Below are 12,550 nucleotides of genomic sequence, written 5' to 3'. Positions count from 1 at the left end.
AGGCTCAGGAGGTCGAGACGCCCGGGAACTGCTGGGCGTCGGGGATCTTCGCCGCGCCCAGCCGCCACGCCGGCTCGCCGGGATGCCAGGCCGCGACGACGCCGTCGTCCAGGAGGAGGTCGCCGTCCGGGGACCAGTCGAGGCCGGAAGACTTGAGGTGCGAGGTCGTGTAGGGCATCGACGGCGCCTGCTGCCAGGTGAGGTCGTGGAGGTCGAGCAGCCACAGGTCGCGGGTCTGGATGTCGGTGCTGTGCCAGGCGGGCGTGCCGAAGTCGACGGCGGCGAGGCTGCCGTCGCGGTTCGGCAGCACGTACGGCGTCGACTGCACCACCGGCGGCGCGACCTTGGCGCGGCCGCCGTCCCGCAGGTCGACGACGGTGAGGTCGGTGAGGCCGCCGAGGATGAGCCGGTCGCCGGTGGCCGCGAGGATCCTCGGGTCCTGCTCGACGGAACGGCCGGTGGCGGGGTCGATCAGCACGTCGACCGTCTCGGCGGTGCCGTTGTCCACGGTGATCAGCAGGCCGTGTGAAGTCTCCTGCCGGACGCCCGTGCGGCAGCTGGCCACGGTGCCGGGGCCGAGCGCGGAGCCGGCCAGCGAAACGTGCTGGAGACGGCAGTTGCCGGGGCTGTCCTGGCGGATCACCCACACGCTGTCGCCGTCCGCGCCCGGGGCGACGCTGAACGCCTGGCCGAGCGAAACCGGCGCGGTGCCCGGGCCGGTGTAGGCGTAGACGTCGGCGGGGGCGCAGGTGTCGGCCTGGCACTGGGGCGAGGTCTGGACGACGGGTGTGTGGCCGACGCGCTGCACCCAGACGAGCCGGTCACCGCCGGGGACGCCGGGCACGGTGCCCTTCGCGCCGGTGTCGGCGTCGAACAGGGTGGGCGGGGACGTCGAGAGCAGCAATTGCACGTCGAGCCGGTTCGCGACCCCGCCGTCCAGACCGGTGGGCGGCGGCTCGACGGGCCGGTTCTGCTCGGTCGACGGGCTCGGGGTCGTGACGGGTGCGGGGGTCCCGTTCGTGCAAGAGGCCAGGAGGAGGCCCGCCGCGGCGAAGGCGGCGCCGGCACGAAATACGGGTCTGTTCAGGGTTTTTCCCCGATCTGGCTGGCGGAATCGAGTTCTACCATCAACACCATGGGTGAGGAAGAGACAACGGCCGCGGAGACCGCGACCGAGACCAAGCCGTTGACCGCGCGCGACATCCGGGTCTCCGACGACGAGCGCGAGCACGTCGTCGGCGTGCTCCAGAAGGCCATCGGGCTCGGCATGCTCAACCTCGACGAGTTCACCGAGCGCACCGACCGCGCGCTGGCGTCCCGGACCCGTGGTGAGCTGAACGCCGTGCTGGCCGACCTGCCGGGCCTCACGCATCCGGAGGCCGCGCCGGCTCCGTACGCGGCGCCGGGCGCGCCTTCGTACACGCGCTCGTGGGCGCCGGGCCAGCGGATGGAGCTGAACGCGAAGTACTCGTCGCTGCATCGCAGCGGCCCGTGGCAGGTCCCGCCCGCGATGGTCGTGCGCAACAAGTACGGCAGCACGAAGCTGGACTTCACCGAAGCCCGCACGTCCACGCCGGTGGTCGAGATCGAGCTGGACTCGAAGTGGGGCTCGGTGGAGATCATCATCCCGGCCCAGGCCGCCGTCGACTACAACTCGATCACCGAGATCAAGTTCGGCTCCCTCGACGACAAAACCGGCAGCAACGGCCGTCCCGGCACACCGCGGTACGTCCTCACCGGCCGGGTCCACGGAGGCTCGCTGGTCATCCGGCACCCCAGGCGGGGCTTCTTCGGCTGACCGGCGTCCGGTGCCGGGCCCACCTCCATCTCCTCGGGTGGGTCCGGCACTTTTCGGAGTTACTTAAGCGCGGCGGCGACCACGGCCCGAGCGTCGGCCGGGGTGCCTGTGGACAGTGCCGCAGCAGCCAGTGACCGGGCGTCGTCCAGGGTGACGGACGCCAGGCTCGCGCCGACGGACCGGATCGCCGGGGCGTTCATCGAAACGCTGGTCAGGCCGAGCCCGGCCAGCACCAGGGCCAGGCGCGGGTCGCCGGCCGCCTCGCCGCAGACGCCGGCCGGCTTGCCCGTCGCCGTCGCCGCGTCGCCGATCAGCTTCAACAGGCGCAGCAGCGCCGGCTGCCAGGGGTCGTTGAGCTTGGCCACGGCGCCGAGCTGGCGGTCGGCCGCGAAGGTGTACTGGGCCAGGTCGTTGGTGCCGACCGAGACGAAGTCCACGGCGTCCAGGATCTCCCGCGCCGACAGGGCCGCGGCCGGGATCTCGATCATCACGCCCGCGCGGTCGAGGCCGGCGGCGCGGGCGCGCTCGGCGAACCAGGCCGCCTCGTCCGCCGTCGCGACCATCGGGGCCATCACGGAAACCACCGCGCCCGAGTCCTCGGCCGCGCCGGCGATGGCCGCCAGCTGACGGTCCAGCACCTCCGGCCGGTCGAACGCGATCCGCAGGCCGCGGACGCCCAGCGCCGGGTTCGGCTCGGCCTCCGGCGAAAGGAAGGCGAGCGGCTTGTCGGCGCCGGCGTCCAGCGTGCGGACGATGACCGGCTTGCCGCGGAACGGCGAAAGCACCGCGGTGTAAGCCTGGCGCTGCTCGTCGACGGTCGGCTCGGCCGAGGCGTCGAGGTAGCAGAACTCCGTGCGGAACAGGCCGACGCCCTCGGCTCCCGCGTCCGCGGCGGCCTGCGCGTCGGCGGGTGAGCCGACGTTGCCGTACACCTTGACGACGTGGCCGTCGGCGGTCGCGCCCGTGCCGTTCCACTCCGCGGGGCCAGCGGCGACGGCGGTGACCACGGGTGCCTCCGGGTCGGCGACCTCGACGAGGCCGGTGTCCCCGTCGACGGTGAGCGCCGGCGCGTCCAGCGCGAGCAGCCCGCGGACCGCGACCACGGCCGGGATGCCGAGCGCGCGGGCCAGGATCGCGGTGTGGCTGGTCGGCCCGCCCTCCTCGGTGACGAGCGCGAGCACCTTCGCCGGGTCGAGGCCCGCGGTGTCGGCGGGCGCCAGGTCGCGGGCGACGAGCACGCTCGGCGACGTCAGCTCCGGCACGCCCGGCGGGGCGATCCCGAGCAGCTCGGCGACCAGGCGGTCACGCACGTCGCGAACGTCGCGCACCCGCTCGGCCATGTAGCCGCCCGCCGCCGCGAGCGCTTCGGCGAACCCTTCGGCGGCCTGGTAGACGGCGCGGGCCGCGGGCAGGTTCTGCGCCGTCACCAGCTGTTGGGCCTGCGTGGCCAGTGCCGGGTCGGCGGCCATCGCGGCGGTGGTGATGAGGATCGTGGCGGCTTCGCCCTCGGCGGTCTCGGCCTGCGCCTCCAGCCGGGCGGCGACAACGGCGGCGGCGGGCTCGATCCGCGCGGCCTCCGCGACCGGGTCGGCCGGCGCGGGGGTGCTCGCGGGCTCGCCGAGCGGCTCGGCGACGCGCACGACGGGACCACTCGCGCGCCCCGGGCTCACAGCGACCCCGGTCAACGACGAAACGGCGGGGTTGTTGGTCACGGTGACTCCGGCTGACTCGGTGGTCGCGGCGGGCTGGCCCGAGGCGGCGGTGCCCGTGAGGGTCTCAGACATGGTCTAGACCATAGCTCAGATACGTCTCGATATCTCGCGGTGCCGCACACAATCCGCGCAGGCGCACCCGCTCCAGCACCGGCCGCACCTCCTCGTGCCACCACGCCTCGGCCAGTTGTTCGCGGCTGGCCAGCGGGCGGCCGTGCAGAGTCTGCCGGAAACCCCAGGCCTCCGCCGAGTCCGCGAGGCGGAACCAGTCAGCCGGATCGTCGAGCCAGAGATCGAGGCGGACGTCGTCAGCGAGAGGCACGCGTTCGAGGAACATCCGCTCGGCGGTCTTGGACGGCAGGTCCGCCACCGTCAGGCAGCGCAACGCCCAGGCCACGGTGCAGATCCGGCGCACCCGGGCGCGCACCGTCGTCGACCCCCGGGCGCGGGAGAGCGCGACGCGATGGTGGCCGTCCTCCACGAAGTACATGTCGCCCAGCCGCACGAGCCGCACCGGCGGCAGCTCCGCCGACGTGCGCGCCAGCACCTCCCACCGCTCCCGCAACGCGCGGTTGCGCGGCCGGAACTGACGGTCGAAGTCGCCGCCGCGGGCGACGGTGCCGACCACGCCCTCGAGCGGGACGTCGCACACGCCCTCGTCGGACTCGGACTGCCGGCCCAGCGCCGCCAGCGTCTCCGACAACGACATGATCGCCAGCGCGTCGGGACGCCGGGCGTCCGCGATCGCCTTCAGTTGGGCGGCGTACCCCCGCCACCAGGCCGAACCGAACGAATCGCCCACGTGAACGACAACACGGGGCCGCCGCAGGTCATTCCAGCTCGTCGGGAGTCGGGTACGACGGCTGCGCGCCGTGTCGCGTGACGCTCACAGCAGCGACCTTCACAGCCCGCTTCGCCGCGTCGACGAGCGTCGCGCCCTCAGCCAGCGATGCGGCCAGCGCACCCGCGAAGGCGTCTCCGGCACCGGTGGTGTCGACGGCCTCGACCTTCGGCGACGCGACCTCCGTCGAACCGTCCGCCTCGACGACCACGGCACCCTTCGCACCCAGGGTCACGACGGCCGCGCGCGGTCCCAGCTCGAGCAGCTTGCGCGGGTCCGCCCCCGCGGTACCGAGCAGGTACGCGGCCTCGTGCTCGTTGACGAGCAAAACGTCCAGCGCGCCCAGTGTTTCGCGTGAAACCTCGGCGGCGGGCGACAGGTTGAGCAGCACGCGGACGCCCTTCGCGCTCGCGCGCGCGACGGCGTGCTCGACCGTCGGCAACGGCACCTCGAGCGAGGTGACCATGACGCGCACGCCGTCGAGGACGTCGTCGGTGATGTCACCGGGCTCCAGCGCGGAATTGGCGCCGGGGGAGACGAGGATCGAGTTCTCGCCGTCCGGGGTCACGGTGATGTAGGCGATGCCGGTCGGCCGCCCGACGGTGCGGAGGTGACCGGTCGCGACGCCCGCGGCGGCGAGCGAATCACGCAGCAGACGGCCGTACGAGTCGTCGCCGACGGCGCCCAGCAACGCGACGTCCGCGCCCAGCCGCCCGGCCGCCGCGGCCGTGTTCGCGCCCTTGCCGCCGGGCGACAGCGTGGTGTCGCCGCCCAGCACCGTCTCGCCGCCCCCGGGACGGCGCTCGACCGGCACGACCAGGTCGGCGTTGGCGGATCCCACGACCAGAACGGCAGAACTCATGGCGGCCACTCTGCCACGAGCCCCTGGTCACGCGAGCCAAGGACGGTACGGGCACAAAAGTGAAGGTTTTTGTAACTTATCTCGCGCCGGGTGCGACAATCAGGCGAGCAGCGGACAACCCGTCACTCGATCGGGGGATAGAACTCCCCCAGGCGTCACTTCTGACACGGGCTCCGCTCTTGTGGTGCGTCACTGTCCTCGAGACCAGTGGCGTTGCCCCGACCGGAAGCGCACCGGAGAGGGCATCGGGTCGCCGGCGCCGATCACGTAGCCCCCCGAGTGATCGGCGTCGGCGGCGCCCCGCTACCCGCGGAGCCGCCCCCGGTTTTCCCTACCCGAGACGGCGGCTTCCCGCCTGTTTCGGCCGGTCAGAGCCTCCTACCGTCAAGGCATGACCATCTCCGACTGGAAGCGCTCGATCTACGCCCTGCTGGCGTTGCCCGCATTCGCCGCCGGCCCTCGGGTCCGACGGCGGCTCGCCGCGCGGCTGGTGGGGACCACCGTGCGTGAAGGTCCCCCTCGTCCCCTCGCCTCGGCCGGGCTGGCACTGCTGGCGTGGCCGTTCGCCCTGGTGGTCTGGTTCCTGGTGTGGCGGATCGCGACGTACGGCCTGTTCTGGGACGACGCCACCGCCGGCGCTTCGTGGGGCGGGCCGTCGCTGACCGGGGCGTGGATCGTGCACTTCTTCTGCGCGCTGGGCATGGTTGTTCCCGCGATGTGGCTGCTCCGGCCGCTGACCGCGGCACAAGCCGGACTGCTCTCCGGCCGCGTTGGTACCGAAATAGGTGTCCCGAGCACCTAGAATGTCCGGATGAGCAGCCCCACGCGAAGGGGCCGCGCGCGAGCGGCTACCGAGCAGGACATCCGCCGCACCGCCCGTAGACTCCTGGTGGACGACGGTCCGGACGCGGTCACCCTGCGCGCGATCGCGCGCGAGCTGGGCATCACCGCGCCGGCTCTCTACCGCTACTACGAGTCCCGCGACGACCTGGTGGAGAACCTCCGCCTCGACGTCTGCGCCGATCTGGCGGCCGAGCTGGCCGTGGACATCGCCGACCTGCCCGACGACGGCATGCTCCAGCTGTTCGCCATCTGCAAGGGCTTCCGGCGCTGGGCGTTGACGCACACCAAGGAGTTCACGCTGGTGTTCGCGTCGCCGACGGGCGGGGTCGGCACCACCGCGGGCAGCGCGCTGCACCGCCTCGACGAGCCGTTCGGCCGGATCTTCCTCGCCGCCGCCGGCCAGGTGCTGGCGATCCACGACCTGGTGATGCCGCCGAACGACGTGGTCCCGCCCGAGCTCCGCGACGACCTCACCGCGTTCCAGGGGGAGCTGCTCGCGGTGCTGGCGGAGTCCGGGCGGGCCATCGCGCCGGAGAAGCTGGACCTGGGCCTGACCTACCTGATGATCCAGTTCTGGGCGCGGCTCTACGGGCACGTCACGCTCGAGGTGTTCGGCAACTACCCGATCCCCGTGTCGAAGCCGGACGTGCTGTTCGAGGCGATGCTGGCCGACCTCGCCCGCGACGTCGGCCTCGACGCGCGCTAGGCCGCGTGCCCGCCGTCGACCGAGAGGATCGCGGCGGTGACGTACGCGCTGGCCGGGTCCGCCAGGTACGAGACGGCCGCCGCGACTTCCTCGGCTGAGCCATAACGGCCGACGGCGGTGGAGGACGCCTGGTCGGCCGCGTACGGACCGTCCGCCGGGTTCAGGTCGGTGTCGATCGGGCCGGGGTGCACGAGGTTGACCGTGACGCCGCGGGGCGACAGCTCGCGCGCGAGCGCCTTGGTCAGCCCGACCATGGCCGACTTGCTCACCGCGTACAGCACCATCCCCGGCCCGGGCACGCGGTCGGTGACGCAGCTGCCGATCGTGATCACGCGCCCGCCCTCGCCGAGATGCGCGACGGCGGCCTTCGACGCGACGAGCACCCCGCGGACGTTCACCGCCAGCACCCGGTCGACGTCGTCCTGCGCGGTCTCTTCCAGCGGCGCGACGAAGCCCACCCCAGCGTTGTTGACCAACACGTCGAGCCGCCCGAACTCGGCGACGGTGGCCGTCACCGCCGCCTCCACGGCCGCCGCGTCGGCGTTGTCCGCCCGGACGGCGAGCGCCCTTCGGCCTCGGCTCTTGATCCGTTCGACCACTTCGGCCGCCAGCCGCTCGCTGTCGGCATACGTGACCACCACGTCGGCCCCGTCCTCGGCGAGCCGCACCGCCGTGGCCGCCCCGATGCCCCGGCTGCCGCCCGTCACCAGAGCCACCTTGCCGTCGAGGATCATCCGCAATTCTCCTTCGCTGAAGCCGTTTTCCTGATAGCTCCATCGAATCGGCCCGGGACTGGCGCCTTTCCGTCTTGGCGTTGGCCTTTGGGTTGTCGAGGTGCGTCCGAGCTTCGGGCGAGCCTTGCGGTGCGAGGCCGCTTCGATCCCCTCTACCTGGACCGCGACGCTCGGCTGGGTGGCGCGCCGCACCGTTGCGGGGGCTACCGCCACCTGCCCGCCCGCCCGCCGCGCCAGTACCCGCCGCAAACCCGGCTCACGGGCGAACCCGGGTCGCCTGCGCCTGCCCAAAGCCGAAGTACAGCCCCCGCCGACACAGCCCCCGCCCTCCTCTGGGGGGACTGTAAGACGAGCGGTGTAACTCCCGATCATGGAAGTGCACCTGATGACCGACATGATGTCCGGCGTGGAGAACGCTGAGGGCTTGAACACCGCGTCCGGGCTGGGTGGCCTGGACGAGCAGCTCGTCGCGCAGCTGGTGGATCGCGCGAAGGCTGGTGGGCTGGCGGTGACCGGCGAGAACGGGGTGCTGGCGCAGTGACGAAACGGCTGCTGGAGTCCGCTCGAGGGCGAGATCACCGACCACCTCGGCTATGACAAGCACGACCCGGCCGGCCGCGGAACCGGCAACTCCCGCAACGACACCCGCGTCAAGACCGTGCTCACCGACGTCGGCCCGGTGCAGATCGACGTGCCGCGGGACCGGGACGCCAGCTTCGAACCCAAGATCGTCGCCAAGCGGCAGAAACGCCTGGGCGGCGTGGACGAGATGGTGATCTCCTTGGCCGCAAAGGGCCTCACCACCGGGGAGATCTCCGCGCACCTGGCCGAGGTGTATGGCGCCGAGGTGTCCCGGCAGACGATCTCTACGATCACTGACAAGGTGGTGGAGGGCATGGTCGAGTGGCAGAACCGGCCCTTGGACCCGGTCTATCCGGTGATCTTCATCGACGCCATCCACGTCAAGATCCGCGACGGCAAGGTCGCCAACCGGCCGATCTATGTCGCCCTGGCGGTGACCTGCGAGGGCCGCCGCGACATCCTCGGGTTGTGGGCCGGCGGCGGCGGCGAGGGTGCCAAGTACTGGCTGCACGTGCTCACCGAACTCAAGAACCGCGGCGTCGCCGACGTGCTCATGGTCGTCTGCGACGGGCTGACCGGGTTGCCCGAGTCGATCGCCGCGGTCTGGCCGGCCACGATCACCCAGACTTGCGTGGTTCACTTGCTGCGCAACAGTTTCCGCTACGCAGGCCGCCAGCACTGGGACGCGATCGCCAGGGCACTCAAACCGGTTTACACCGCGCCGACCGAGGCCGCCGCCCGCGAGCGGTTCGCGGAGTTCGTCGAGGTCTGGGGCGCCCGATACCCGGCCATCGTCAGGTTGTGGGACAACGCTTGGGCGGAGTTCGTGCCGTTCCTGGCCTTTGATCCGGAGATCCGGCGGGTGATCTGCTCGACCAACGCGATCGAGAGCGTCAACGCCTGCATCCGCCCCCGTGAAGGCCCGCGGGCACTCCCCGAATGAGCAGGCTGCGCTCAAGTGCGTCTACATGGCGATCATGAGCCTGGACCCGACCGGCGCCGGCCGGAAACGCTGGACGGTGCGGTGGAAACCCGCGTTGAATGCGTTCGAGATCGCCTTCGACGGCCGCCTGGCCGCCGGACGCAAGTAGTTCCCCTTCAACCCGAGTTACACCGTTCGTTTGACAGACCCCTGGGGGCGTCCCATGCCCAGTCTATCGGCGGGGTCCGACGGTGACGGGGAAAAGCGGGGCAGAAGCCGTAGTTGTCCACAACGGAGGGTGGTTGTGGACAAGTGGCTTGCAGCGTTGGCGGAGAGGGCCGAAGAGGACAGAGGGGGCGGAGAGACTGAGCGGGCGGCGGCGCGGAAAGGCCGACAGGACGGAGGGGTCGACAGGACGGAGGGGTGAGCGGGTGGACGGGTGGAGCGGGTGGAGGGTGCAGAAGGGCGGACAGCCGGAGGACGGAGGGGGCGAGAGGCGGAGGGGCGGAGGGGCGGAGGTGAGGAGGGGCCCGGAGACGGCGAAGGCCGCCCCGGGGAGGGGCGGCCTTCGGCAGGTGCCGCGTTACAGCACGATGTTCACCAGGCGGCCGGGCACGACGATCACCTTGCGCGGTGTCTTGTCGCCGATCAGTGTGGCGACCTTCTCGTCGGCCAGGGCGGCGGACTGGACGGCCTCGTTGGTCGCGGCGGCGGGCACCGTGATGCGGGAGCGGACCTTGCCGTTGACCTGGATCGGGTATTCGACCGAGTCTTCGACCAGGTACTTCTCGTCCACCACCGGGAACGGGCCGTGCACCAGCGAGTCGACGTGGCCCAGGCGGCGCCACAGCTCTTCGGCGATGTGCGGGGCCATCGGGGCCAGCAGCAGCACCAGCGGCTCCGCCATCTCGATCGGGGTCGCCGCTGCCGAGCCGTACGCCTTGGTCAGGTGGTTGTTCAGCTCGATCAGCTTGGCGCCCGCGGTGTTGAAGCGCAGCTCCGCGTAGTCCTCGCGGACGCCGGCGATGGTGCGGTGCAACAGTTTCCGGTCGGTCTCCGACGGTTCGTCCGCGGTGACCCGCAGCTCGCCCGTCTGCTCGTCGACGACCAGGCGCCACAGCCGCTGCAGGAACCGCTGCGCGCCGACCACGTCCTTGGTCGCCCACGGGCGCGACATGTCCATCGGGCCCATGGACATCTCGTACAGCCGGAAGGTGTCCGCGCCGTAGTTGTCCGAGATCTCGTCGGGCGTCACGGCGTTCTTCAGGCTCTTGCCCATTTTCCCGTATTCCTGCTTGACCTCTTCGTCACCCAGGAAGAACTTGCCTTCGCGCTCCACGACCTCTTCGGCCGGCACGTAAACACCGCGCTCGTCGGTGTAGGCGTACGCCTCGATGTAGCCCTGGTTGTACAGGCGGCGGTACGGCTCCTTCGACGACACGTGGCCCAGGTCGTACAGCACCTTGTGCCAGAAGCGGGAGTACAGCAGGTGCAGCACCGCGTGCTCGACGCCGCCGACGTACAGGTCGACGCCGCCCGGGTCGTCGACGCCGTGCTCGGCCGGGCGCGGGCCCATCCAGTAGGCCTCGTTCTCCGGCGCGCAGAACACGTCCTTGCTGTCCGGGTCGACGTAGCGCAGCTGGTACCAGCACGAGCCCGCCCACTGCGGCATCACGTTGGTGTCGCGGCGGTACTTCTTCGGGCCGTCGCCCAGGTCCAGCGTGACCTCGACCCAGTCGGTGGCCCGCGACAGCGGCGGCGACGGCTCGGAGTCGGCGTCGTCCGGGTCGAAGGTCTTCGGCGAGTAGTCGTCGACCTCCGGCAGCACCACGGGCAGCTGGTCCTCGGGCAGCGCGATCGGCAGGCCGGACTCGTCGTAGACGATCGGGAACGGCTCGCCCCAGTAGCGCTGGCGGGCGAACAGCCAGTCGCGCAGCTTGTACTGCACGGTGCCCTCGCCGTGGCCGTGCTCCTCCAGCCAGGCGATGATCGTCTTCTTGGCGTCGGCCACGCCCATGCCGTCCAGGCTGACCGACTCGTTCGCCGAGTTGATCGCGGCGCCGTCGCCGGTGAACGCCTCGCCCTCGAAGCCGGGGCCGGGGTCGACGGTGCGGACGATCTCCAGCTCGAACTTCTTCGCGAAGTCGTAGTCACGCTGGTCCTGCGCGGGCACGGCCATGATCGCGCCGGTGCCGTAGCCCATCAGCACGTAGTCGCCGATGAAGACCGGGATTTCCTTGCCGTTGACCGGGTTCACCGCGTACGTGCCGGTGAAGACCCCCGTCTTGTCCTTGTTCTCCTGACGGTCCAAATCGGACTTGCGGGCGGTGGCGGCGCGGTACTCGGCGATGGCCGCGGCGGGGGTGTCGGCGCCACCGGTCCAGCTCTCCGGGTGCTCGCCCGGCCACTGCGCGGCGGTCAGCTTCGGCACCAGCGGGTGCTCGGGCGCGATCACCATGTAGGTGGCGCCGAACAGCGTGTCCGGCCGGGTGGTGAAGACCTCGATCCTCTCGCCACCGGCCGTGAACGCGACCCGGGCGCCCTGCGAGCGGCCGACCCAGTTGCGCTGCATGGACTTGACCTTGTCCGGCCAGTCCAGCAGGTCCAGGTCGTCGACCAGGCGGTCGGCGTACGCGGTGATCCGCATCATCCACTGGCGCAGGCTCTTGCGGAACACCGGGAAGTTGCCGCGGTCGCTGCGGCCGTCCGCGGTCACCTCCTCGTTCGCGACGACGGTGCCCAGTCCGGGCGCCCAGTTCACCGGCGCCTCGGAGATGTAGACCAGACGGTGCTCGTCGATCACCTTGCGCTGCTCGACGTCACTCAGCTCGGCCCACGGGCGGCCGTCCGGCGTCGGGCGCTCGCCGGCCACGAACGCCTTCTCCAGCTCCTCGATCGGCCGCGCCTTCTGGGCTTCGGTGTCGTAGTAGGAGTTGAAGATCTGCAGGAAGATCCACTGGGTCCACTTGTAGTAGTCCGGGTCGATCGTCTCGATCGAGCGGCGCTCGTCGTGGCCCAGCCCCAGCCGCTTCAGCTGACGGCGCATCGTGACGATGTTCGCCTCGGTGGTGGTGCGCGGGTGCGTGCCGGTCTGCACCGCGTACTGCTCCGCCGGCAGGCCGAACGCGTCGTAGCCCAGCGTGTGCAGGACGTTGCGCCCGATCATCCGGTGGTAGCGGGCGTAGACGTCGGTGCCGATGTAGCCCAGCGGGTGCCCGACGTGCAGGCCCGAGCCGGACGGGTACGGGAACATGTCCTGCACGAACAGCTTGTCCGACGGCACCGGCTCGCCCTCGGCCGCGAGCGGGCCGGTGGGGTTGGGCGCGTGGTAGGTGCCGTGGTCGGACCAGTAGTCCTGCCAGCGCTGCTCGATCTGCCCGGCCAGCTCCGCGGTGTAGCGGTGCGGCGGGGCCTGCTCAGCGCCGGGCGGCGTCGGTGTTTCCGCCGCGCCGGCCGCCGGGACCGGAGCTTCCGTGGACCCTGTCATCGCCGTTTTCCTCCGTGTCGAGCCACTCCAGAAACAACTCGACCCCCCAAGCCCGAAGGCGTG

General features: G+C 71.3%; 9 protein-coding genes and 1 pseudogene. 4 read left to right on the top strand and 6 right to left on the bottom strand.

The annotated features are described in order from the left end of the window. Positions 1-4 precede the first annotated feature (4 nt). Positions 5-910 carry a hypothetical protein gene (locus tag BMY97_RS32765; protein WP_245787615.1) on the bottom strand — a complete coding sequence of 302 codons (906 nt, stop codon included), beginning with the start codon at positions 908-910 and terminating at the stop codon, positions 5-7. Positions 911-1,135: 225 nt separating this feature from the next. On the opposite strand from BMY97_RS32765, the gene BMY97_RS32760 reads away from it, so the two are divergent. Beyond that, the gene (locus BMY97_RS32760) at positions 1,136-1,798 is read left to right on the top strand and encodes a DUF1707 SHOCT-like domain-containing protein (RefSeq protein ID WP_091624565.1); all 663 of its coding nucleotides are present in this window, start codon (positions 1,136-1,138) and stop codon (positions 1,796-1,798) included. Between the two features lie 59 nt (positions 1,799-1,857). On the opposite strand, the gene ptsP is transcribed toward BMY97_RS32760, so the two are convergent. Genes ptsP through BMY97_RS32745 form a run of 3 tightly spaced genes read right to left on the bottom strand, consistent with a single transcriptional unit; the run spans position 1,858 to position 5,213 of the window. Next, a complete protein-coding gene (gene ptsP, locus BMY97_RS32755; RefSeq protein ID WP_091624562.1) occupies positions 1,858-3,582 on the bottom strand; it encodes a phosphoenolpyruvate--protein phosphotransferase in 1,725 nt (574 codons plus the stop codon). Beyond that, the gene (locus tag BMY97_RS32750; protein WP_091624560.1) at positions 3,575-4,312 is read right to left on the bottom strand and encodes a hypothetical protein; all 738 of its coding nucleotides are present in this window, start codon (positions 4,310-4,312) and stop codon (positions 3,575-3,577) included. The genes ptsP and BMY97_RS32750 overlap by 8 nt, the downstream gene beginning before the upstream one ends. Before the next feature lie 28 nt (positions 4,313-4,340). Further along, complete coding sequence (locus BMY97_RS32745) at positions 4,341-5,213, bottom strand: ribokinase (protein ID WP_091624557.1); 873 nt, start codon at positions 5,211-5,213, stop codon at positions 4,341-4,343. A 391-nt stretch (positions 5,214-5,604) separates the two neighbouring features. On the opposite strand from BMY97_RS32745, the gene BMY97_RS32740 reads away from it, so the two are divergent. Beyond that, complete coding sequence (locus tag BMY97_RS32740) at positions 5,605-6,015, top strand: hypothetical protein (RefSeq protein WP_091624556.1); 411 nt, start codon at positions 5,605-5,607, stop codon at positions 6,013-6,015. Positions 6,016-6,024: 9 nt separating this feature from the next. Further along, the gene (locus BMY97_RS32735) at positions 6,025-6,762 is read left to right on the top strand and encodes a TetR/AcrR family transcriptional regulator (protein ID WP_091624553.1); all 738 of its coding nucleotides are present in this window, start codon (positions 6,025-6,027) and stop codon (positions 6,760-6,762) included. Here BMY97_RS32735 and BMY97_RS32730 read toward each other — a convergent pair. Next, positions 6,759-7,496: an SDR family oxidoreductase gene (locus BMY97_RS32730; RefSeq protein ID WP_091624551.1), complete on the bottom strand. Its 738-nt coding sequence runs from the start codon at positions 7,494-7,496 to the stop codon at positions 6,759-6,761. The two genes, BMY97_RS32735 and BMY97_RS32730, sit on opposite strands and share 4 nt — an antisense overlap. Positions 7,497-7,890: 394 nt before the next feature. On the opposite strand from BMY97_RS32730, the pseudogene BMY97_RS32725 reads away from it, so the two are divergent. Further along, a pseudogene (locus BMY97_RS32725) lies at positions 7,891-9,169 on the top strand (IS256 family transposase). A 414-nt stretch (positions 9,170-9,583) separates the two neighbouring features. Here the strand turns inward: BMY97_RS32725 and leuS are convergent. Beyond that, positions 9,584-12,487 carry a leucine--tRNA ligase gene (gene leuS / locus BMY97_RS32720; protein ID WP_245787614.1) on the bottom strand — a complete coding sequence of 968 codons (2,904 nt, stop codon included), beginning with the start codon at positions 12,485-12,487 and terminating at the stop codon, positions 9,584-9,586. Positions 12,488-12,550 lie beyond the last annotated feature (63 nt).

Source organism: Amycolatopsis saalfeldensis (genome assembly GCF_900110575.1).
Taxonomy (GTDB): Bacteria; Actinomycetota; Actinomycetes; order Mycobacteriales; family Pseudonocardiaceae; genus Amycolatopsis; species Amycolatopsis saalfeldensis.
Note: the sequence above shows the minus strand (reverse complement) of the source record. Positions and strands in the feature narration are given on the sequence as shown.

Bases quoted from the DNA above. Each gene is read 5' to 3' on its own strand.
- BMY97_RS32740 (WP_091624556.1), top strand. From the start codon at position 5,605: ATGACCATCTCCGACTGGAAGCGCTCGATCTACGCCCTGCTGGCGTTG.
- leuS (WP_245787614.1), bottom strand. From the start codon at position 12,487: ATGACAGGGTCCACGGAAGCTCCGGTCCCGGCGGCCGGCGCGGCGGAA.
- BMY97_RS32745 (WP_091624557.1), bottom strand. From the start codon at position 5,213: ATGAGTTCTGCCGTTCTGGTCGTGGGATCCGCCAACGCCGACCTGGTC.
- BMY97_RS32735 (WP_091624553.1), top strand. From the start codon at position 6,025: ATGAGCAGCCCCACGCGAAGGGGCCGCGCGCGAGCGGCTACCGAGCAG.
- BMY97_RS32760 (WP_091624565.1), top strand. From the start codon at position 1,136: ATGGGTGAGGAAGAGACAACGGCCGCGGAGACCGCGACCGAGACCAAG.
- ptsP (WP_091624562.1), bottom strand. From the start codon at position 3,582: ATGTCTGAGACCCTCACGGGCACCGCCGCCTCGGGCCAGCCCGCCGCG.
- BMY97_RS32730 (WP_091624551.1), bottom strand. From the start codon at position 7,496: ATGATCCTCGACGGCAAGGTGGCTCTGGTGACGGGCGGCAGCCGGGGC.